This is a genomic window from Flavobacterium sp. MMLR14_040, from assembly GCF_033657265.1.
Taxonomy (GTDB): domain Bacteria; phylum Bacteroidota; class Bacteroidia; order Flavobacteriales; family Flavobacteriaceae; genus Flavobacterium.
Genome location: NZ_JAWVWO010000023.1, coordinates 53,380 through 76,565, shown reverse-complemented (window position 1 = coordinate 76,565; position 23,186 = coordinate 53,380). Strand labels below are relative to the sequence as shown.

Here is a 23,186-nt window from a genome sequence, read left to right as displayed (position 1 = left end):
TTTTAGATTTTAGATTTTAGATTTTAGATTTTAGATTTTAGATTTTAGATTTTAGATTTTAGATTTTAGATTTTAGATTTTCAAGTAATAAAAAAGCAGAAAACTTTCGTTTTCTGCTTTTTTATTAAACCAATTTTGCCAAAGCTTAGGCTGCTCCAGAACTTAAAACTTTTTAACCTGAAACTTGAAACTTTTTAATTATTTCCCATCAACGTAATCCTGTAAATAACTAAATCTTTCTGTCAACTTACCATTTTCAGTAATTTTGGCACGTTTAAGTATTCCGTTTTTATCTCCATTGAAAAAGGCTGGAATAACGTGTTCCATAAATTGTTCACCAAAACCTTCGCTGGCATCTTTTGGAATTTCGCATGGTAAGTTATCAACGGCCATCACTACAACAGCTGCAGGATGAAAAACATCTACTTCTCTGTCTTCCAAAGGAAAATAACCATATAAAGGCTCAGCAATTGTCGATGAACGCAAAGTACAGGCAATTGGCCCATTTACGTCACACGAAATATCGGCTACTACTTTTAGTTTACAATCGCTTGCATTCAGCATTTCTCTGGTTAAAATTATCGGAGCGCCACTTGCGTGAAAATGCCCGGCAAAATAGATATCCGAAACTTTAGTGAATTTTTCAAAATCAGAAACATAAGCTTCGGGATGTTGTACAAAATCATTAAAATCAAGAACCTGACCGTCAATTCGTTTGTTATATTCCAAAACATCCAACTGAACGTAAACGGCTTGTGTATAGTTCTTCGTTAAATAATTTTCAACCGTAATTTCTTTTATTTTAATAGCATCCAGAATTTCTTTGGCACCAGAGCCTACTTTTCCTGTTCCGGTAACAACAAACTTCAAAGCTGGCATTGTAATACGTTTTAGATGTTTAATCAAATCATCTTTTCCGGCAAGAGTTTCCGCTTTTGGAAGCTTAAACAATTCAAATTTAATTCCGAAAGCTCGAATTCCGTTATAAACACCAACCATTCCGGCATATTTTCCAAAACCAATTAAACGGCGATTATGCTCATCGACAATAGTTTCGTGATCGTATAAATCGATATTTTTCTCTAAAATGGCTTTTAACAGCTTTTGATTGTAAGGCTGTTTCTTAATCGTGTGCGAAAAAAAGAAATAAGATTTATTTGGAATTAAACTTTCAACAGGAACTTCTTTTACACCAAATAAAACATCACAATCGGATACATCATCTGTAATAGTAATCCCTAAACTTTTATATTGAATGTCGGAAAAAATTCTAATATCCGAGCTTTCTACGGCAACAGAAGCGTCATGATACGTTTGTTTTAATTTTGCAAGTTCACCCGGAGCAAATACTACACGTCTGTCTGGTGGGTTTTTTCTTTCTTTTATAATTCCAAATTTCATTTATATAAGATTAAGATAAGTATTAATATAACTTTTTAGATTCAATTTGTTTCAAATATAACAAAATAAGTTAAAATTTTGTTGATTTTTTCAGATTTCAAACATTTTTATAACGCTAATCGCTGATGCACAATCGACTAACAAAAAAAGAAGTTAAAACAATGTTAAAAAAAGTTTCTTCAGAGGATGAAAAAACCAAAACATAATTATTGAATTCTATATATTTGTTTTAAAGAACGATGAAAATGAGCCTCCTTAAAAAAACAAATATACCACAAATACTTTTCCTAATTTTAGTTTTCGCTTCATGCGGAAAAGAAAAAGCCACGACACAAAAACCAACTGTCACAGTAGAAGATACATTACCTAAAATGAAACCGGCCGGTCCTGAAAAAAGACTTCCGACAAATTACGTAAACTCAATTACAGGAAGAATAAATTATTTTTACAATAAAAACTGGCCTAATAATAGTATGAACGGAAGTTTTCTGGTAGCGAGAAACGGTCATATTATTTTTGAAAGATATAATGGATTTGCCAATAAAAAAGAAGGAACAAAAATTACAGCAGAAACATCTGTACAAATTGCCTCTGTGAGTAAAGTATTGACTGCTACGGCTGTTCTAAAACTTGTAAATGCAGGTAAAATTGATTTGGACCAAAAAGTAAATACAATTTTAAAAACATTTCCATACGAAAATTGTACTATTAGAATGTTATTATCGCATAGAACCGGAATGCGAAATTATGCGTATTTTACAGATCGTGACAAATCCGTTTGGGACAGACATAATCAATTGACAAATCAGGATATTCTTGATATCCTGGCAACTAAAAACATTGCTCTGGAGGCACCAACGGGAACTCGTTTTAGCTACTGCAATACCAATTATGCAATGCTGGCTCTTATTATTGAAAAAATTACAGGTTTGAAATATAAAGAAGCAATGTCTGAAATGATTTTTAAACCATTGGGCATGACACATACTTATGTTTTTGATGATGATAAGGATCGAAAAAACATTGTACCTTCTTATAAAGGAAATGGTGTAGAAATTGGTTTTGATTATCTGGATAATGTATATGGAGATAAAAATATATTTTCTACTGTAAGAGATCTTCTAAAATTTGACAGAGCAAGAAATGCACCTGGTTTTTTAAAACCTGAATTACTAAAACAAGTTTACACCGGTTATAGTAATGAACGTAAAGGGACAAAAAATTACGGTCTTGGAATCAGAATGATCAATTGGGATTCGGGACAAAATTATTACTTCCATAATGGCTGGTGGCATGGAAATACCTCATCTTATGTTCCGTTGATGAAAGAAAATGTGACCATTATTGCCCTTTCAAACAAAATGACCAGAAAGACGTATGCAGTTCGTAAACTGGCTCCAATTTTTGGCGATTATCCGTTTGTTTTTAAAGATGAAGAATAATAAAAATTTTAAGTAAAATTTATTATTTATCTAACGCCAAAAAGTATAAATTTGCAAACTCATTTTTGGGGTCGACTGGTTTTGACAGCAAGTCGAATTGGAAAGTAAGCACGTCGAGCATTGAGACCTTGCTCGTAAATATAAGATCTTACACTTTTACACGGCGAAAATAACTACGCTTTAGCTGCATAATCTGAATTATAGTAAGATTAGCCACGTCCCTATCAGATAGGGAAGCTGGATTCTCCTTGAAAGCCTTGGTTTGTGGCGGTCAGTACAGGGGAACCGTAAAAATAAACCTAGATTTCCATGAGCTTCGGGTGGATTTCGAAATTAAGAAGATAAGTGTTGAGTGGTTGTTCCTGACCTAGCTTAACATCGAAAATCCAATCAGGAAATAAACGTGTAGAAAGCTCTTTAGTTGCTTGTTTGGACCCGGGTTCGATTCCCGGCGACTCCACTTAAGGAGACAACTAGTTAATAGTTGTCTCTTTTTTTATAGCCATAAGTCCCCATTTATCTGGCTTTACAGCCACATATTTTAGGTTCGATTTTTTCATGAGGAATCCTTAGTCCGTTTAAGATAAACAGTCTAAAAGCAGTTTTATTGGAGATATAATCGGGGCTGAATAATGGTTCGAAGTCCCGTTAAGGATACAGTATTTTCTTCTATCTGGGTTTGTCGTAATTTTTTGATACTAAATATAACAATTCCAATATAATTTTGGCTTCATTTTCGTTTACCTGAATACCGCTCTTAGAAAGAATGGCAATTGCTTTTTCTACTGAAACATTCTTCTCAATAAAGTTCATCTTTTTTCAGTTTTTCGGTTACCTTTTTTTGATAATATTTTTAAAAATGCCTGATTCAAATCTAAAGATAGATCTCCAGTTTTATAATTAACATTAGTGGGGGGAATAAGATTTACAGATGTCTTTTATCTGGGACCTCAAATTCAGAAAATCTTTGAAAGATTTCGACTAATGCTTTCTCTTCTATTTGACCTTTTTTATCAAGAGCTTTTAATTTAATTAAAATATCACGTACTTCCTTTTTAAGATTTTTGGTGTTGACTTGATTCTCTTTTTTTAATTCGTTGTAGTCATCGAGTTTTAATATTCCGGAAATAAATAATTTTCTGCCTTGAGAAAGTGTTAAACTCTCGTCATTTATTTTTCTCACTAATACTTTCTTCGCATATAAATAACTTGCTTTCTGTGTCTTTATATTCTGGTCTTCCAAAATATTTTTAAATAATTCAATTGTATTATTTGAGAGCATCAACTGTTGAAGTTTCTTTTGATAGCAATCATTAAGAAAAATTGCATTTATCCTTGTTTTACAGCGATTGCGGCAATGGTAGTATGGATATTTTTTTAATCTCCCTGCTGAAAAACTTCCGAGAAGTTTTCGATCACAAACTGGACAGATTATAAACCCCTTAAGAAAAAACATTGATTGCAAATCATAATTTTTAGAAGTGGTTTTTCTTTTGGTATTAATAACAGACTGGACCTGATTAAATAAAGCCTCAGATATCAAAGGTTCATGTAATCCTTTTATCAATTGCTCTTCACCAGAGTCAAGTTTGACTGGTATAAGCCCGCAATAAACTGGATTGTGCAAAATCCTGAAAAAATGCGATTTTACACATAGCAATCCTTTATCATAAGCTATTTTCCTGATTTCGGATATTTTATGATCGTTCTTGGCAACTTGATAAAAAGCCCATTTTATAATTGCGGCTTCGGGTTCTTTAGGAGCTATACCTTTTTTACCATCCATTGATGTCAAATTGATAAATCCTAATGGTGCCTTACTAGGATACCTGCCCAACAATTTTGCTCGGCGAATGCCATTCGAAGTATTTTGTGCTCTCCTGGAATTTTCTGCTTCAGGAACAGCTAAATATACAGCCAGCATAACTGTACTTTCCGGCACAGAGAAATCAATTGGCTGGTCAATAGCTTTTGCTGTTGTTTTATATTTCCGAAGCTTTCCAATCATTTCGTAAGCGTATTCAATATTACGGCTAAATCTATCCCATTTGATAAATAGAATATTTTTATCTTCCCCTGAGGATTTCTTTTTAATTTCTGAAAATAATCGGTTCCATTCCGGTCTATTGAAATTCTTTGCAGAGTAATCTTCTCGATAAATTCCTTTGACTTCGATATCATAATATTTACAATATTTTAATAGTCTGTCCTCCTGCTCCGGTAGGGAGTAACCTTTTCTCTTTTGTTCGTCCGTACTTACACGAACGTATAAATAGGCTGACTTCATATAATTAATATTTTTATTTCACTTGCTATTAAACATTTTTAAACACGTCAAATGATTGATTACAAAAAATCATTTCATGCGTTATTAAGTAAAACGCCATAAATAACAAAAACATATTTAATCAATTAAAAACCAATAACATATTTTTTTACAGTATTGCATTAATTCATTTTAATTGATATATTTAAACAGTATAACTAGATCAATTTAAACATCAAAAAAATTAGATATCACTTATTAAGTTAAGCGAGAAAAAATGCTTTTAAATAGAATATAAAATGGCCCAGAAAAAAGAGCTGATTCCAAAAAACCAGCATTTCGTTCCACAATTTTTCCAGCGTTTCTTCTCTTTTGAAAATAATGGAGAAACTATTGGCATGTTTGAGACCAATAGGAATGTTTATAAAAGTCATGTAAAAATATCCTCGCATCTAGGCAAAAAATATTTTTATGGGCGTGATGGGGAGCTTGAAAATTGGCTTTCAAAGCTTGAATCAGATTCTGCACCAATTTTTAGAGAAATGTGGGAAAAAGAAATACTTCCTATTCCACAAAGTACAAATCATTTTAAAATGCTGCATTTCATGATTATTTTGGATCTTAGAAATCCTATTCATTTCAAAATTCTAAAAAACTTTGAGCAAAAACTTCTAAATACTAAGTCCAAAATTAGTGAAGGCAATGTCTCTACTGCTATGATTCCTGGATTACAGGAGCAACAATCCGATAAAGGAAAACTGAATTCATTAAAGTCTGCCGAATTGCTGGTGCCTGATCTTTTAAACCTGAAATACAAGCTCATTAAAAATAAAACCTTAAGTCCTTTTATTATTTCGGATAATCCTCTTATCATGTACAATCAGTTTTTAGAAAAAAGAAACTGGAAATTTGGAAGCCAAAGAGATTTTGGACTAAAAGGGCTACAGATGTTCCTGCCGCTAAATGATTCGTATATGTTAGCTGTATATGATTCCGATATCTATAAACTCGGAAACAAAAAAGAGCATATAGTATCGATAGATGATAAAAAGAGTATTGACCAGCTTAACCTCCTGCAATTTCTCAATTCTGAAAATACCGTTAATTTCAATCACAGAGTTACCGAGCATTATATCATGACTCTGAAAGAAAAATCTATGAGGTATAAAAAAGCCAATGATGAGTTTATTAGTGTGCATAAAATAAAAGTTCCGAAAGGTAATGATAACCTTAAAGCACAAATGATAGAAATGGGTGTTTCAGATTTGAATATTAGGCTAACTCTTCAGAAATTAAATTTTATCTCAAAATCTTGTGCTGTTAAAATGAATTCAATTCAAGATCAATATAGAGAGAATGTAAAATACAAAGGATACACTTATCAAGTATATACAATTACACCGGTTTAGTAAAATTTAAAATAACCATTCCATAAAAGATTGAAATTAAATATAAACATGTATAGGTAATGTAAACCAGATATAGTTGTGGCAAACTGCATCTTTACTACAAGCCTTCTCTGTTTACAAATATAAACTTAACGGATTCCTTTTTTCACATCTAGAATCTTTAAATTCAATTTACTTTACGAAATATGACAAATCATTGGAAACAAACTGGTATTCCTCATAAAGGCTGGAACTTAATCGATGTAATTGATGTAAGGAACGACGGAGAATCAGAAGATGAGACACAATACGAAACTTGCATGATGTGTGGAAATGAAAAAATAAGGTATGTACATATTGTTGAACATTCCGAAGTTGAAGATGAATTCCGTGTCGGCTGTGTTTGTGCTGAAAATATGACCAATGATTATTACAATCCTGGAAAAAGAGAACGAGAATTAAGAAATAGGGCCAGTAGATTAAAGAACTGGCATAATAGAAAATGGAAATTAAGCTATAAAGGCAATTCCTACTTAAAAATAGAGAATCATTTACTTGTAATTTTCAAAGATAAATTTACCCAAAAATTCAAAGTCATGATTGACAACACTACCGGCAGCAAATTATTTGAGAATCTCGAGAAAGCAAAACTAGCCGCTTTTAAAGGAATTGAACACTTTAAAAAAAACGGAAAATGGTAATAAAGAAGTGATTACATACACTAATCACTTCTTTATTTTTAATACTTTTTATCCTTGCTTGATTTGGGATCGTTTCCAGGTTTAACGGTATCGCTATCCCTAATTGGCCCAGCATTTGGCCTGTGAATTCTAACCTCTCCTCCTCCTGAATTTGCTGAAAACTGCTTCGCTAATTTTTCAGCCTCTTTTTGTGTGGAGGCAATTGCCGATGCTCTTTGTCCATTTTCTTTTTGAACATTCCATCCTTCTTGTCCTTTCTTCTGTGTAACGTGATAATTTGACATAGTATATTAATTAAAAATTTATAATTGTTCTTCCTTTATTTTCTTGCTGATTTTTTTTGCTAAACTCTTTAATTCAAACAAATCGATTTCTCTTCTTTTTTTTGAAAGCCCCTTAAAAATGTTATAAGTACCCTGATGGCATCTTTTAAGTTTCTTACCGCTTCCACAAAAACAATCATCATTTCTATATATTTTTGAAACATTAAAAACTGATAAAAATTCAATTACTTCAGCAATATTCTCTAATTTTAAAAGTTCGCTGTAATATTGAAATATCCCCAAATCTCCGTGCTCAAAATCTCCATTTACCCATTTACCTTGAGAATCAAAATACACTTGATTAGCCAAATAAGGCAAAACATATTTGAGAAAAAAACTTTTAATAGTTATGCCTCTTTGTGAGACTAAATTTTCTTCCTGAAGAGAACAAACACAACAAGATCCATCTTCACTTATATGCCTGTCAGCAATATGCTCGAATTTATTTCCTGTTTCAAAAAGCCTGGGAAATTCATGGGGATATCTTGAAGGTGCAATTACTTTTATACTAAAACTATCCACATACGTATTTGCACCGTCAAATATGTCTACTTCCCCTAAAAGAATTTTAACCTTGTTCTCTACCTCCAGCTTCATTTTTGGAAACATTTCCAAAACCTCTTGGATATCATTATCTAGTTTTGATCTTTGCATATGGTCTATTTTCTCCAACAGTTTCTCTCAAGGAGCTTATATTTGGAACATTTAGTATCTGAGGTTTAATAGTAATATCACCTGAAATTGACGTAGCTACATATGGTGATGACTTAAGGTATTTTATCCAGTCAAAAACATACTGAGTGTAATAAAAACTATTCTCCTGATCAGAAAAGATGTAGCGTTTCTCAGCTACAACGGAATAAAATTTATCATCAAACTGCGCTCTGTCTTTTATATTCTGTCCCACAATTATTTCATTACTTCCTGCATAAGCCTGCATCTTAGCTGCTAAGCTGGTATGCAGGCTGTATGTCGCAATCTCGCTTGTATGCTCTTTACCAGCCACACCCCACAATACCTTGTCATTATCCCCGAAATCAACTCCAATCTTTGTATATATTCTCTCTATTCCATGTTGCTCAAATACTCTTTTTAAATCATTTTTTACAAAATAACTAAATAAGCCAAGAGCTGTTAAACAATGCTGGGTCGCCTTACTTCTGTCTACATTTTTACCTCCAAAATAAACAAACAGCCCATCTCCTTGTATTCTCTGTATAAATCCGCCAAAAGCCTGACAGACATTTATGGCTGCCAATTGAATTGTGTTGGTAATAATCATATTGGTTTCCTCATCATACTTTTTAAAAAGATTTGTCGAGCCTTTTATATCAATAAAGGCTGAAATGATATAATGCTTTTCAGTATTTGATGTTCCTTTTAAATACATAAAATCAGGATGATGCCCAATGATTTGATTATTTCGGGCAATCGCTCCCATACTTTTTGCTATTGCTGTCAGATCGGTTGAAAGTGATAGTTCTGAACGATTTGAAATATAATCACTCATTGTATATTTGCCTAAAGCAACTGCCTTTGTCTGGTCCGAAAATCGAACCGACTCATTTAAATTCTTATGAATCTCGTTTCTATTAAGAGCTTTCTCAATAATGTTTTGATATTTTAAAAATGTTTCCATGAATTATATTATGTTAGTTACTAATGTTATTGCATAAATCAATAGAAGAATAAACTCAATTATGATTAATCTTCCGGCGTAAAAAAGTTTTTTATATTTTGATTGTAAACCACCCGCGAGACTGTAAGCTTGACAAGTCAGATCTTTTAAAAAATTCTTTTCTGACATGCCCTTAATTCTATTTTCATATTGATCAAAAGTGGAATTCCTGACATCCTGAAAAAAAACAACTGACTCACTTTTATCTGATGCACTTTTTAAATAAGGTGTAATGGCAATAAGCGTTATAGTAATACTTGCAACAGCAAGAAATGCTATACTGCCCAATACGAATACTGAAAAAAAGGTAACATCTTCCGGTTTGCTCGAAGCTGCCAATGTTATTATCCCTCCAAGTATGGCAGTATTTAAAGCAAGATATAGATTGCTTTTCGTTTGTGTGCTTTCCATATAAACATCAAAGCGGTCAATTATAAATTTCACATGTTCTATTTTTTCTTTCATTTTATCTAAAATAATTTTAAGTTGTATTAATATTTAACTTACAAATCATATATTTGATTTGATATATGAGTCCCCTCACTCATATACCAAATCCGTTACTAACGCTTTTAGGTATATAGATGGAAACCAAACCAAATGACACAATAGATTTTAAGGAAATATGCAGTTCAGAATTACTGGATTACATTTCTTTTAAATCCGAATATCCAAAAGAAGCCGAGTTGGCTTTTGCAGAATTTTGTAGGCGTTTTGAAAAAGATCTGCTCCAAAAAGCAGAAGTATACTGCTCAAAATTTGGTTACAATGAAATTATTGCTTTGGATGTAGCGACCTGCGCTTTTGCTAGAATTTGGAAGTATCCGACATTTGATGCCGCAAAGTCAAAACATAAAAGTATTGATAAAGCAATTTTATTATGGATATATCCTATTATGTATACCCAAATATTAAAATTTGAACATGCCGCAACATGTGCAGATCCAAATGAAGAAGAAGCTTTAGAAATAATTACTAATCTGGACAGTCTGGTTGATAAAATATCCGATAGTGATCAAATCGAAGATAAAAAAAACTTAAAAAAGAATTTACAAATTTTAGAAAGTGCCTTTGTAGGATTAACTGAAAAACACAAGATTATTTACCTAACCTATAAAGCATATGAACGAGTTGGAAAGAATATACCTAGAGCCGTGAGTAAGAAACTGCAGGAAACTTTAGATCTTGTTCCCGTTACAATACGGATCTACAAAAGAGATGCTAATAAACATGTTGACAACTATTTAAGAGAAAATAATGCAAGAAAATAGTAACCATAATATCAATTCAGAAAATTTAGATAATTATCTGGGCTCCATGGGATTTCTTTATCCAGTCAGTGAAGTACAATTGGACATATTTAATATTCTCTATGACAACTTTGATTTTAAATTAAAAGACGTTCATATTGATGTAGATTCAATTATAAAAAATAAGATAACCAAAAAGTCAGTCATCCAGCTTAATGAATATGATCCATCGGAGATTAATGAATTAAAAATGGCAGCTCGAAATGGCAATGAAAATTTATCCCAGGATATAATTGATAAGATGTATGAAAAGCACCGAAAAAAGCGAGATGATGAAAGTTAGTTCTATAATTGGAATTAAAGATTTGGCAGAAACTATAGCATTAGAATATCCAGAAATAATAACTCCTTTAGAGCAAATTCTTCTCGAAGAAGATTTAGATTTATATTATGACAATTATGGAAATGCTTTTGACGGAATGACAATCTATGCAGACTCACTGTTTCATGTTCATATTAATACATTTAGGGGAAATAAGCCTGGGAGTCCAAGAGCTCGCTTCAGTATCGCCCACGAGCTCGCCCATTACTTCATTGACAATCATAGGGTCGGATTAAAAAAAGGGTTATTAAAGCCACATCCTTCTAAAAATAATGAGCTTACACACTTTAGGATCGAAAAAGAAGCAGATTATTTTGCTTCTTGTTTGTTAATGCCCGAAGAACGGTTTAAAAAATTTGTCTTAAGAAAAAAATTTGATTTTTCTGTTATTAAAACCTTATCTGAACATTTTCATACAAGTATAACTGCCACTGCAATACGATTTGCTGATTTAGGCAATCATCCCATTATGTTAGTTTTTGCTGAGAATGGAAAAATAAAATGGAAAAACTGCAGCAAAGATTTTCCTTTTCAATATTTATTATTCGGCAGCAAAGTTCCAGAAGATTCCGTAATGGGAGAATATTTCTATAAAGACAGGCTATCAACTGGTACGGAAGATGTCTGGGCTGTCGATTGGTTTGACTTTGTCACTGATAGAAACATTCATAGAAAATTTAAAGAACACTGCATACCACATAAAAATTTGGCATTTAGCATAATTTGGGAATTATAAATTCTCAACCATAAGTTCTTGATGCTTTTGGTGGTATGAAAGGAAATACTCTACTCAAATCAATTATCTCAGTTTTAAAGTAATTACAGTCTTTCAAAGTGACCTTACTTTATCATAACGGGGAAATGCATTTAAGCAGCGCTGTAGCACGTATAAATACCTGTTTTTTACATCTTTTCAATAACCGATATCCATTATACATATATTTGTTTTGAAGCTGGCTAGCTGGAATGCAACAGTTCTGGTAATCTCCGCTCAATAAAAATAGGATTATTATTAACAAGTATGATCACATGGAAGAAAGTTTCCCAAAAATTGACAGTGAATTTTTTTGCATTGTAAACAGAGATGAACCCGCTCTTTCGGCAATAGTTTCAAGTTATCTATCTAAAAAAGGTCTTTATCTTCCCATGTTTGAATTTCCATCGGTTACAAAAGAAAATGACACGGAAAAATATGAATTCAGCAATAAAAATATTGATGAACATTACATTACTGTAACAAGAGCACATAAATTCAATATAAGGGTAAAGAACGTCCTTTCAAGAATCGGCGGATGCTCCTGCCTAGTTCTAGTAGGCCTGTCGGAATCACAGAAATCCTATCTGTCATTTTTAGATAAATTTAATATATTTGATATCCAGAACGAAAGCGATATTGAAATATACTTAAAATACACCACATCCAAAACAGGCGTGATCAGCTGCAAACCAGATGAAATTTATAAAGGACTGGCTCTTGCATCCCAAACCGATTCAATTTTAAAAATTGAATATGATGCACAGGAAATTCAGCCGAATAATAGTCATAAGGGATTAATTGTTATTGAAAACGTGCATAATACTTCTGCTGTTATTGCAGTAAATTACGCTGTTTCAATTGGAGCAGATGTGGAAATCGTGCCTATACTCCCAATTAACAGGTTGGAAATAATGGTCTTAATTGAAGACTGGCGTAATGGAGACGCAAATTCTTTCAATGATCTAAGTGCAGCAATCTACGACGGAATACAAGATATCAATTTCAATGGCTATAGATACGCTACGTTTTTTACCGTGGGAGCTCCATATTCTCTGATATTAAAAAACATTATACCCATTACTCACGTCAATCTACAGTTAAGCCCTGACTTCTTTATTTTCAGTAATCTCCATTTTGAAAATAATGAAGAGATAAAATCCGCAGTAGTTTTTTCACCACAAGAATTCACAGATGAAGAAACCGATCAGGTAATTAGGACACTTGCAGAAAAAAATTATTACGTAAAACAGCTGCTAGGAAAAGAGGCTACCGTTTACAATATTGATAACCATGTTAAGGAATTCCCTTTCAATCTTCTACATATATGTAGCCACGGTGGTGAAGTGAGCGGTTACTCAGTCGTTGAAAATTTCACCGACACTTCAGGCATATCCCATACGATAGAATATGACGAAGTGGTAAGTTTTGCACCATCACGTGAAGAAGCATTAGTAAGTGTAACCTCTAAACAGATCTTTCGCAAGTTTGACGGATACAGGTGGCTTAGCAAAGAACTCAAAACCCAGAACTATCCGCACTATGTCTTTTCAGACATGATGAATGAAATCAATAAAAAGCAAAAGAAAGACAGAAAACGAAAAGATAAAATATCTGGCTCGTCGGCAATTGTATGCCACGATTTCAGTTATCAGGGAATATTCGGATTATTTGCAAATTCGCCTGCACCTATAATTTTCAATAACAGCTGCTGGTCATGGGGAGATATTTCACATTCGTTTATAAACGCCGGAGCAAGATCGTACATAGGAACTTTATGGAATGTAAATAACAATACAGCAAAAAAAACGGCAGAGTCCTTTTATCAGCAGATCTTTGACAAACCGATTTTAGATTCTCTTCAGACTGCTTTGTCCAACACACAAGAAACTAAAGATGAACATATTTATATTTTGTGGGGACTTCATTTTACGTCGCTTTATAAGGGTGACTCAATAGAGTCAAGCAAAAAAAGTGTTGCGAAATCACTTTTGAATTCGCTATGGTATTGGCAGGAAAAAGTATTAAAAACGGAGGACAAGTTTGCACAAAGAAGCATCTCTCGAACTATAAGATGGAGCAGAAACCAGCTCCGGACACACTTCCAGGATGAATCTATTAAGCTTTTTCTCGAGTCAGGTAAAAAACAGGCAATAAAGAAACTAAAAGAGTAAATATAGAAGGGCAGCTTTTTCAAAGTCAAACCGAAAATCAAAATAATTTGTAAAACAGATAAAAATATATGAAAGAGCAATACACTAAAAAGAGATTTTGTAAAAGATAATTAAGGGTGCAAATTGCATCCTTGTCTTCATCTCTAGTTTTTATTTACATATCCAATTTTGAATGGAACAAAACACAGAGGGATAAATGTAATTTATTACTCTTATAAACATTTTTTACGGACGAAATATTCAGTCAAAACTAGTTTATCGCGAATGAGAGGGGCTTAGAGCTAGGTTATACCTCATAAATTACGTAAAGCCAGAATTTTCTATAAATTTATGTTTTAAAAACGAGTATTTACACTGACTAATTTAAGTAACTAAATCTATAAGTTTGATGACAACGTGTTAATTTATAAATTGTAGTTTTCCGTAAAAAAAGAAAGAAATTAAATTCTAAAACTTGTTGTTTATAGTTTAGTTCAATTAAACTATAAAAATTCAATATGGCAAACGTTTTTCAGCTTACTATTAAAAGATTTATTTACTAATTTAAACAAGGCATTTATATTTAGTGATTTACAATCTTTAATTGTTAATTGTATTTAATCTTTATTAAACATTCAAAAATCCATTTTGCAAAGACACTCCTATTCGATTTTTATTTTTAAAATAAATTTTACAATTACGTTTTTCCGTAAAAACTTTAAATTTAAATTTCTAATTTTTGCAATTATCTTAAATTAATGATTTCATTAAATAGCTAAATAAAGCAATATGATTTTACATCAGAAAACACTCGAGAAGTTAAGACAGCTTATCAATGAGAAAACCGAATATAGAACCGGTCCGAAACTGGTTACGTTTTTCAATAATTTAGGTTTTAACGATTCTTATAGTGAAGGTTTTCCATCCAGATGGAAATTCACTGATGAAAAACTAAGTAAAATTAATGGAACACCAGAACTGGATAAATGCATTATCCAACTCTTTGCTCCAGTAAATTTCATTGGAAACTTTACTCATCTAGATAAAATGATTGATGATTTTAATAAATTCCTTGTTTTTGATAGTTGGAAAGTAATACGTGATGGAGCTACAATAAGTTTTGGTAAAGCCGACAAAATAATTTTTGAAGAAACAAACTCTAAAGCAAATTCAATAGAAGATGATTTTCTAAAAAAAGAATTCGATGAATTAGGATTAGATACATTGAATTTAGAAACTTCACTTACTGAAACGCTTAACCTAAGGCTTTCAGAAATCAAAAAATGTTTGAGTGTCGAAGCTCCTCTTTCTGTCATATTTTTATGCGGTAGTACTTTAGAAGGTTTATTAAACGGAATTGCAAACAAACACCCTAGAGTTTACAATACAGCTTCTAAAGCTCCTACAAAAGAAGGCAGAGTAAAACATCTTAGTGAGTGGACTCTAGCTAATTTAATAGAAGTTTCCTGTGAAGTCGGATACCTCAATGAGGACGTGAAAAAATTCAGTCATTCTCTTAGAGATTTTCGGAATTATATACACCCAGGTGAACAAGTAAAAAATCGTTTTAACCCTGACCATAACACTTCTAAAATTTCTTGGCAGGTACTTAAAGTTGCTATACATCAAATTAGTCAAAAAATAAATAGTACTCCCCTTTCCTAAATTTTTTAAAAGTTTAAAGCATTGTCTTTCTCTTTTTGTAGTGTTTTATTTAATAACTTAGGAAACTTAATTATCTTAATATATGTCTGAATCAATTCTACCTAAATTGGAAGCATCTCGTAAAGAACTTTTAGATCTAGGAATGCGCAATACTTTACTTAACTATAAGACATCCAAAGTTAAAGGCTTACAAATTGTACAAGAACAATCTTCATCGATATATGATATCTTGGTAAGACAGAATAAAGCAATGACTTTTTTAGGACGCCCAGGCAAAGATGAAGATGATGAATTATTTGAACTTCCAGAACTTACCGAACCGCAAATACAAGATGCTTATAATGATACCAGATTACAGACCAATGAAACAGAAACCAAGCTTCAAACTAAAATACTAAATACTTATTATTTTGCAAGAACAAGCATTGAAGAGCAGGGTGTCAACATGTTATATCTTGCATTAGGAATATTAAATTGGTATGAAAAAGGAAATAGTGACGATACAAGAAAAGCTCCATTAATCTTACTTCCCGTCGTACTTGAGCGTTCCAGTGCAAATGAACGCTTTCGTTTAAGATATAGTGGTACTGAAATCGGAACAAATCTATCATTGCAGGCAAAAATGATGGTGGATTACAACATCACTATTCCTGATCTACCGGAGGAAGAAGAACTAGATCTTAAAACATATTACAGCATTATAAAAGAACGGATCAGCCATATTGAAAATTGGAAAGTTGAAGAGGATGCAATAGAATTAGGATTCTTTTCTTTTGGTAAATTTATGATTTATCAAGATTTAGACAGTGCAAAATGGCCAGAAGATAAAAAACCATTCAACCATAATATTTTACAATCTTTATTCGATACTGGATTTAATGAACCTCAACCATCAGTTGGTGAAGAACATCATCTTGACAATGATACGAATGCAGATGAGCTTATGCAAGTGGTAGATGCCGACAGTTCACAAGTAATTGCCATGCTTGCTGTACATGAAGGGCGTAACATGGTAATACAAGGCCCTCCAGGAACAGGTAAATCACAAACAATTACAAATCTTATAGCAAATGCTGTTGGAAATGGAAAAAAAGTACTTTTTGTTGCTGAAAAAATGGCCGCATTAGAAGTTGTAAAACGACGATTAGACAGTATTAACTTAGGAGAAGCATGCTTAGAGTTACATAGCCACAAAGCAAACAAAAGAGAATTACATAATGAATTAAAACGAATACTTGATTTAGGCAAGCCTACAATGACTCGTTTGGAAGAAGAAATTAGATTTCTTCATCCTATGATAAATGAACTTAATCAATATTGTACTTCTGTAAATTCTGAAATTTCAAAAAGTGGTTACTCAGCACAGGAAGTGATGGGAAATTTACTAAAAATAACAACTAATAATAAAGATTATAAATTCCCAAAAATCCACGTTGAAAATATTAACGTATGGGATTCTATAAAGATTAAAGAAGTTGAATTACTGGCTGAAAAAATACAGGTAAGATTAGATAAAATTGGACAACCTGAGAACTTGCTGTTTTATGGAACTAATATAAAAATTTTCCTCCCAATAGATGAGGAAACCTCAAAAGAATTATTAGAAATTGTAATTAAAGATACAAATGAGGCAATAACTCTTATTACTTCCGTTTCAAATTATGTTGAAATTAATCCGTCCACAGAAATAGATGATGTTAAGCTATTATTAAAAACTATAAAAACTGCAGCTGAGAATCCTGGCCTCACATCCATGAATATAACCGATTCTGCTTGGCTTAATAATCAAGCTGATATTGCTGAATTATTAGAAACTGGAATTCGACTAAATGAACTGCATACACAATATGATAATTTAGTTATTCCAGAAGCTTGGGATTATGATCTGCTTGAAATCAGGCAAAATTTAATTTTACATGGCAGTAAGTGGTACAAATTTTTAATAGGAGATTATAAAAATAGTGTAAAAAAATTATCAGCACTTCTCACAACTCCTGTACCTTCAGATTTAAACACAAAATTAGAGTATGTTAATGCTTTAATGGAAGGAAAGCGACTTGCAGCCTCTCTCCTATCTTTAGAACCTTTAGCGCAAAAACTATTTGATAGCAGATATCAAAAGAAACGAACAGATTGGCAGACTATTAAAAAAGCAGTTCAATATCTACAAGAGGTACACCTTCTTATTCAAGATGACGTAATATCAAACACATTTCCATCCTTTCTTAGCAAAAATCAGGATTCTTCTGTTGCTGCTGACTTTTTAATTAATCTAGAGAATTCTTTAGAAAAACAAAATATTTCATTAAAGTCGCTTTTAGAAAAACTGGATTTAAAAGATAATCAGATACTAAATACAAGTTTAGCCAAACAGCAAAGTTTAATAAAAAAATGGTTCGAAAATCTATCTGAAATACATCAGGCAGTATCTTGGAACGTAATGAAAGAAGAGATTGAAAGAAATGGAGCCGATTATTTGATTAGAGCAGTTTATAACTGGCCCGATGCTGTTTTGCATTTAAAAACAGCTATACAAAAAACTTGGTATGAACATTTGATTGAGCAGGCAATGACTAATAGTGTAGAGCTTCGAAAATTTGAAAGATCAAGTCATGAAGAAGTCATCGAAAAATTTAAACGACTTGATGTACTTAATCAGTTCTATAATCGCGCCAAAGTTGCTCTTAAACATTGGGAAAGTTTACCAAAACAGGAAGGCGGCGGACAAATTAATGTACTTAAAAGTGAATTTAATCGCAAAGCCAGACATATGCCGATTAGGAAACTTATGCAGGAAGCAGGGCTGGCAATTCAAGCAATTAAACCTGTTATAATGATGAGTCCAATGTCAATTGCAAATTTTCTCCCTCCAAATAGTATTGATTTCGATCTGGTTATTTTTGATGAAGCCAGCCAGGTACGTCCTGTTGATGCTTTGGGTGCTATTTTACGTGGAAGACAAATAGTTGTTGTAGGGGATACAAAGCAAATGCCTCCAACAAGTTTTTTTGACAAACTAAATACCGATACTGAAGATGAAGAAAACGTAACTGCTGATATGCAGAGCATCCTTGGAATGTGTGATTCTCAAGGAGCTCCTCAGCGTATGCTGCGCTGGCACTATCGCAGTAGACATGAATCCTTAATTAACTTGTCAAATCAGGAGTTTTACGAAAATAGATTAATAATTTTTCCAAGTCCCGGATCCAAAAGTAAAATGGGTTTAGCATTTAATCACCTGCCAGATACTTACTATGACAAAGGTAAAACACGCACCAACCCTAAAGAAGCTGAAAAAGTTGCGGATGCTATTATTAACCATGCGCTAAATAATCCGAAGCTAAGTCTCGGCGTTGTTGCTTTTAGCACTGCGCAAATGCAAGCTATTCAAAATGCACTTGAAGTAAAAAGAAGAAAAAATCCTGAAGTTGAAAGTTTCTTTAGGAGCCACCTTACTGAACCTCTTTTTATCAAAAATCTAGAAAATGTTCAAGGAGATGAACGAGATGTCATTTTTATTAGTATTGGTTATGGAAGAACTGAAGACGGCAAAGTACCTATGAGTTTTGGCCCTCTAAATAATGAAGGTGGTGAACGAAGACTAAATGTTTTAATTACAAGAGCAAAAAGCAGATGTGAAGTATTCACAAACATTACAGCTAGTGATATGAATCCTGGACCAAATGCAAAATTTGGTATTCGAGCATTAAAAAGTTTTCTATATTATGCACAGCATGGGAAATTCGAAAGCGACAAGGAAGAAATAATAACTAAACCACGGCCATTTGAGGAAATTATTGCTCAAAGTCTTCGCGATAATGGTTATATCGTGAGAGAAAAAGTCGGCTCTGCAGGATTTTATATTGACTTGGCAATAGTAGATAATGATAATCCTGGAAGATATATTCTTGGAATATGCTGCGACGGAAAGTCTTATGAAACTGCAAAATCAGCTAGGGATCGAGATAGATTGAGAACTGTAGTCCTTGAGAGCATGGGGTGGAAATTATTTAATGTATGGAGCACTGATTGGTTCCGCAATCCCAACGGAGAGCTAAGACTTTTAATAGAAACTATCGAAAATGCTAAAAATCAAGTTGAACATAATGATGCACTTGAGGAAGAATTAATGGAAGATTTAAAAAATCTTGTCCGAGAAGAACCTGAAGAAATTGATAATTCAATCCCTCCCTATATAAAAGCTTCTCTTCCTATTGAAGTTTGCCATCAAGAAATCCATACGTATTCCCTCGGAAAACTTGGAGCATGGATACATGAAGTCGTCAAAGTAGAAAGTCCTGTTCATTTTGAAGAAATGGCTCGTCGAATTGCCGATGCAAATGGCATTTCAAAAATTGGAAGTCGTGTTAGATCATCTATCACAGATGCAGTAAATTATGCTGTAAGAACTGGATTAATCAAAAAAAAGGATGACTTTCTTTGGCATTTTGAAGATCATTTACCAGTAATAAGAGATAGAAGTTTACTTAGTCCAAATTCAAAAAAATTAAATCTTATTTCTGATGAAGAGACTAACTTGGCAATCATTAAAGTTGTTGAAAGTTCTATCGCTATTCAGGCAGATAATGCTGTAATCTTAATTGCGAAACTTTTTGGATTTGCAAGAGTTACAGAAGATATGCGAAACCATATATTACAGTCCATCGAAAAAGCAGTCAAATCTAAAATTGTTAAAAAAGATGGAGAGTTTTTAAAATTGATATAACACTGACCAAAAATGGATTATTAATTTGGTATAGATTAGTTTTTTACTTATTACGATGGAAACAGGTATTTCCAATTATTTAGCGATGAATTTATAATTAGAATTGCCAAGTAAATTAGAAGATCAATGCAAATGTTGAAGTTTTGACAATATCATTAAGCCCCGAAATGTGTGGTAATTGGTCAAATTTTGAAAGAGTTGCAAAATTAATCTTGAAAGAACTTGGTATAGATTGGCAAATCTAAAGCACTTTCGCATTAATCACACAAATTAAAATTATCGAATCAAGTAGAAAATAAATCATCAAAAATTCAATTCAATAAAAAATTTAAAAAAACACAGTACAAATTAACCTATAAATTCATGGGAAATAAAACAGGTCAATCAGGACAAGGCAACGGTGGAGGATGGCCGTCAACTACAGGAAATAAATCTGGTGACGGAAGAAGCAATAACTCAAGTGGGGCTTCGCAGTCAAATGGTTCCTCAAAATCATCAGGGGCTTCAAAATCATCGGGATCATCTAAGAAGTAAGTTTGAAAATAAATTAAGTCTAAATATTTTACTACAATTATATGCATTGGAAATCAAAAAAAAAATTCAAAGAGAAACTACGAAATTGTATATAACCGAATTAAAGGAAGATAAAAAAAGGCTCCCGAGATTCGTTTACAATTAGGAAAGAAAGAATATGTTTTAATAAATTTAAAACGAGACTTTCCCCAAAAAACAGAATACATAAGTCTCAATAATGGTGGTTTTAACTATACAGGAAAAGGAGATCAAATTATAGTTTATGGAAGAACTGATGTTATTGAAATCCTTGGAAAACTCTAAAAATTCCAATTTACTAAATAAAGAAACCTTAGATAAAGTAATTGCTCTAATTGATGGAATCAAAAATATCAACTTAATCTATACGTAGAATTTGTTAAATCAGAAATCTATTTTTTGCATGTTTATTTGAGTAAGGATTGAATATTTAAAGGCAACGGCCCTTAGTATTTTTGTTTGATTTTTTATCATAATTATGGAGTATTACGCTTATTCTTCTTTAGTTTACCACAGAATGTATAATCTTAAATTAGAGATAAATGAGAATTAATTATGATATCCCATATAAATATCTTATTTGTACAGTACTTACTAGTCTAATTCTACTATTTTAATAAATATTAAGGAAAGCCGTAAAACAAAAAAAAGTTTTTTAGAGATTTGTTACAAACTCCTAGAGAGTTGTTTCGTTAATCTTTTTAGCATTATACATTAATAATTATAATGCTTGTATAACGATTAAATGCCATTTCTAGAAACCAAACTATTATCAATGGAAAAAACCGATAAAGAAAAAGCTCTAGATAAACTAAAGCTCGAAATAAAAAAAGATATTTTAAGAATTTTAGAGTTATCTAAAAATTGCGGTATGGGAGAGCTGTTTTATTTTTTACACTACCTCCATATAATTCGTCTATTAAATTTTTCTCCAAATAAAAAAGATGAAGATGATAAAATTATATCTGTTTACAGAAATCATTTTACTGATTCATATAAATATCTAATTCAAGTTCTTCATAAATTCTCAAAGAGAGAATTTAATGAAAATAATCTAATAGATCCAAATATACCTATCGTATTGAATGATATAGTTTTGAGTATGAACTCAAAATATGAAAATTTATCATTCATCACATTATTTAGCGACATCCAAGTTTCAGGAGAAAGAGATCGTTATTTTAGGATTGATATGTCAAATATTTTAGAAGATGAAACTCTTTACAAATATTTTCAGTATTCATTTAGAGTTAATAGAGCCAACGACTTTGATCGAGATGATTTAAAAGCTAAGAATAATTTCCTAGAAAAATTTAAAGCAAACTATTTACCCTTTGGCGATATTTTCGAGTTAGAATTTAAAATTTCGTTAGATGAATTTATCCAACTAATTAATTATATACTGGATAAAGTTATTGCTCAATTAAATCAGGACGAATTAATAAAATTAGAAAATGGGAAAGTAGATGTACAGGCTTTAGGAACTATTTTAGCTTTTGGTAAAGCAATGATAATAAACAAGGTAGATCTATTTGACCATTTTGGAGTTAAGATAGAGCATATTCTTTCAAGATTATCTTTTAATTTGGATGAATTCGATATCGAACAACTTAGATATAATCTAATCGCACGACAACCATTACTAGATTATGGCAAGCAAATAATAGTGAGTCCTGAATTATTACTTGATTCAATTTTCATTAATTCACATTATTCATTACTAGAAGCGGGAGAACATAAAGAAGAATATAAAAAGCGAGATTCAGATTTTTTTGTAGATAAACTTGCAGATAAAGCTGCCAAATACGGTTATTCTGAGGTAGAAAGGGAAAGAGAGTTGTACGATGGAAAAAAACAAATTGGAGATATTGATTTAATATTAAAAAACTCTAACAATCATTTTTTATTAATTGAGGCAAAAAATCATAGTATTCCACTTGATGTATATTTCCACGATTTTCAAGCAATGGAAAAACGCTTAGAATATCTGAAAAATGAATGGGAAAAGAAGGTAAATCGACGAATCGATCATTTGAAAACAAAAAGCTTAAACTATGATATTCCTTCAAATCACACTTATGTAATAGTATCAAAGTCACCAGAGATATTATCCCATTTTTCAGAAATACTTGTTCTTTCTGAATTTGAATTTGATTATTGGTTAAAACAAGATAATATTGACAGCTCTTTCGATCTTCTTTTTCAAGATTTATATAACATGGAGCAACAGCGATTTACCGTTGAACAATTAGAACAAATTCAAAAGGATTTAAATACTGGAACAACATTCAAAAAAGAATGAATTGTCAGCTAGTAACAATTACTTTAAATAACTAGTTTTTGGGCTATTTTAAATTTGTAATTCTCCAAATGTCTCTTAGATGATTAGTTGTGCTTAATAAATATTTGGATGGAGAACCATAATACATAAACTTGTATTCATTATTTAAAATCAAAATGAATCCTAAATAAAATTAAAGCTGCTCAAAGAAATATTGATCAAGT

18 protein-coding genes and 1 other RNA gene are annotated in these 23,186 nt (G+C 31.9%); 12 read left to right on the top strand and 7 right to left on the bottom strand.

The genetic code is table 11. The features are described 5' to 3' along the window. Positions 1-198 precede the first annotated feature (198 nt). Complete coding sequence (locus SD960_RS21010; RefSeq protein WP_318805826.1) at positions 199-1,401, bottom strand: NAD(P)-dependent oxidoreductase; 1,203 nt, start codon at positions 1,399-1,401, stop codon at positions 199-201. Positions 1,402-1,640: 239 nt separating this feature from the next. Here SD960_RS21010 and SD960_RS21005 point away from each other — a divergent pair, with 239 nt between their 5' ends. Together SD960_RS21005 and ssrA are read left to right on the top strand one after the other, a co-directional pair. Further along, the gene (locus tag SD960_RS21005; RefSeq protein WP_318805825.1) at positions 1,641-2,843 is read left to right on the top strand and encodes a serine hydrolase domain-containing protein; all 1,203 of its coding nucleotides are present in this window, start codon (positions 1,641-1,643) and stop codon (positions 2,841-2,843) included. Positions 2,844-2,910: 67 nt separating this feature from the next. Then, positions 2,911-3,306: a transfer-messenger RNA gene (ssrA, locus tag SD960_RS21000) on the top strand. A gap of 206 nt (positions 3,307-3,512) precedes the next feature. Here the strand turns inward: ssrA and SD960_RS20995 are convergent. Further along, positions 3,513-3,656: a PTS sugar transporter subunit IIBC gene (locus SD960_RS20995; protein ID WP_318805824.1), complete on the bottom strand. Its 144-nt coding sequence runs from the start codon at positions 3,654-3,656 to the stop codon at positions 3,513-3,515. A 112-nt stretch (positions 3,657-3,768) separates the two neighbouring features. After that, positions 3,769-5,130: a recombinase family protein gene (locus tag SD960_RS20990; RefSeq protein WP_318805823.1), complete on the bottom strand. Its 1,362-nt coding sequence runs from the start codon at positions 5,128-5,130 to the stop codon at positions 3,769-3,771. 278 nt (positions 5,131-5,408) lie between these two features. On the opposite strand from SD960_RS20990, the gene SD960_RS20985 reads away from it, so the two are divergent. Next, complete coding sequence (locus SD960_RS20985) at positions 5,409-6,518, top strand: DUF4238 domain-containing protein (protein WP_318805822.1); 1,110 nt, start codon at positions 5,409-5,411, stop codon at positions 6,516-6,518. A gap of 185 nt (positions 6,519-6,703) precedes the next feature. Next, positions 6,704-7,198, top strand: coding sequence for a hypothetical protein (locus SD960_RS20980; protein WP_318805821.1), 495 nt, complete (start codon positions 6,704-6,706; stop codon positions 7,196-7,198). 38 nt (positions 7,199-7,236) lie between these two features. On the opposite strand, the gene SD960_RS20975 is transcribed toward SD960_RS20980, so the two are convergent. The 4 genes from SD960_RS20975 to SD960_RS20960 are packed head-to-tail and all read right to left on the bottom strand — an operon-like array spanning position 7,237 to position 9,664. Continuing rightward, positions 7,237-7,482, bottom strand: coding sequence for a DUF2188 domain-containing protein (locus SD960_RS20975; RefSeq protein ID WP_318805820.1), 246 nt, complete (start codon positions 7,480-7,482; stop codon positions 7,237-7,239). Between the two features lie 18 nt (positions 7,483-7,500). Next, the gene (locus SD960_RS20970; protein WP_318805819.1) at positions 7,501-8,175 is read right to left on the bottom strand and encodes a YecA family protein; all 675 of its coding nucleotides are present in this window, start codon (positions 8,173-8,175) and stop codon (positions 7,501-7,503) included. Further along, positions 8,153-9,160, bottom strand: a complete 1,008-nt coding sequence (locus SD960_RS20965) for an adenylate/guanylate cyclase domain-containing protein (protein ID WP_318805818.1) — start codon at positions 9,158-9,160, stop codon at positions 8,153-8,155. The genes SD960_RS20970 and SD960_RS20965 overlap by 23 nt, the downstream gene beginning before the upstream one ends. Before the next feature lie 3 nt (positions 9,161-9,163). Then, positions 9,164-9,664 (bottom strand): Pycsar system effector family protein, encoded by a 501-nt coding sequence (locus SD960_RS20960; protein WP_318805817.1) that lies wholly within the window; start codon positions 9,662-9,664, stop codon positions 9,164-9,166. Positions 9,665-9,783: 119 nt separating this feature from the next. Between SD960_RS20960 and SD960_RS20955 the strand changes: the two genes are divergently transcribed. The 8 genes from SD960_RS20955 to SD960_RS20920 all read left to right on the top strand — a co-directional run bounded on the left by SD960_RS20955 (position 9,784) and on the right by SD960_RS20920 (position 22,983). Then, a complete protein-coding gene (locus SD960_RS20955; RefSeq protein ID WP_318805816.1) occupies positions 9,784-10,470 on the top strand; it encodes an RNA polymerase subunit sigma in 687 nt (228 codons plus the stop codon). After that, entirely contained in the window at positions 10,457-10,792 is a 336-nt protein-coding gene (locus tag SD960_RS20950; protein WP_318805815.1) for a hypothetical protein, read from the top strand. Before SD960_RS20955 ends, SD960_RS20950 begins: the two co-directional genes overlap by 14 nt. After that, entirely contained in the window at positions 10,755-11,567 is an 813-nt protein-coding gene (locus SD960_RS20945; protein WP_318805814.1) for an ImmA/IrrE family metallo-endopeptidase, read from the top strand. The genes SD960_RS20950 and SD960_RS20945 overlap by 38 nt, the downstream gene beginning before the upstream one ends. 293 nt (positions 11,568-11,860) lie before the next feature. Further along, entirely contained in the window at positions 11,861-13,759 is a 1,899-nt protein-coding gene (locus SD960_RS20940) for a CHAT domain-containing protein (RefSeq protein WP_318805813.1), read from the top strand. A gap of 768 nt (positions 13,760-14,527) precedes the next feature. After that, complete coding sequence (locus tag SD960_RS20935) at positions 14,528-15,403, top strand: hypothetical protein (RefSeq protein WP_318805812.1); 876 nt, start codon at positions 14,528-14,530, stop codon at positions 15,401-15,403. An 82-nt stretch (positions 15,404-15,485) separates the two neighbouring features. After that, on the top strand, positions 15,486-20,129 hold the full coding sequence (locus SD960_RS20930; protein WP_318805811.1) for a DUF3320 domain-containing protein: 4,644 nt from the start codon (positions 15,486-15,488) through the stop codon (positions 20,127-20,129). Positions 20,130-20,492: 363 nt separating this feature from the next. Next, entirely contained in the window at positions 20,493-20,663 is a 171-nt protein-coding gene (locus SD960_RS20925; protein WP_318805810.1) for a hypothetical protein, read from the top strand. 793 nt (positions 20,664-21,456) lie between these two features. Beyond that, positions 21,457-22,983, top strand: coding sequence for a hypothetical protein (locus SD960_RS20920; RefSeq protein WP_318805809.1), 1,527 nt, complete (start codon positions 21,457-21,459; stop codon positions 22,981-22,983). Positions 22,984-23,186 lie beyond the last annotated feature (203 nt).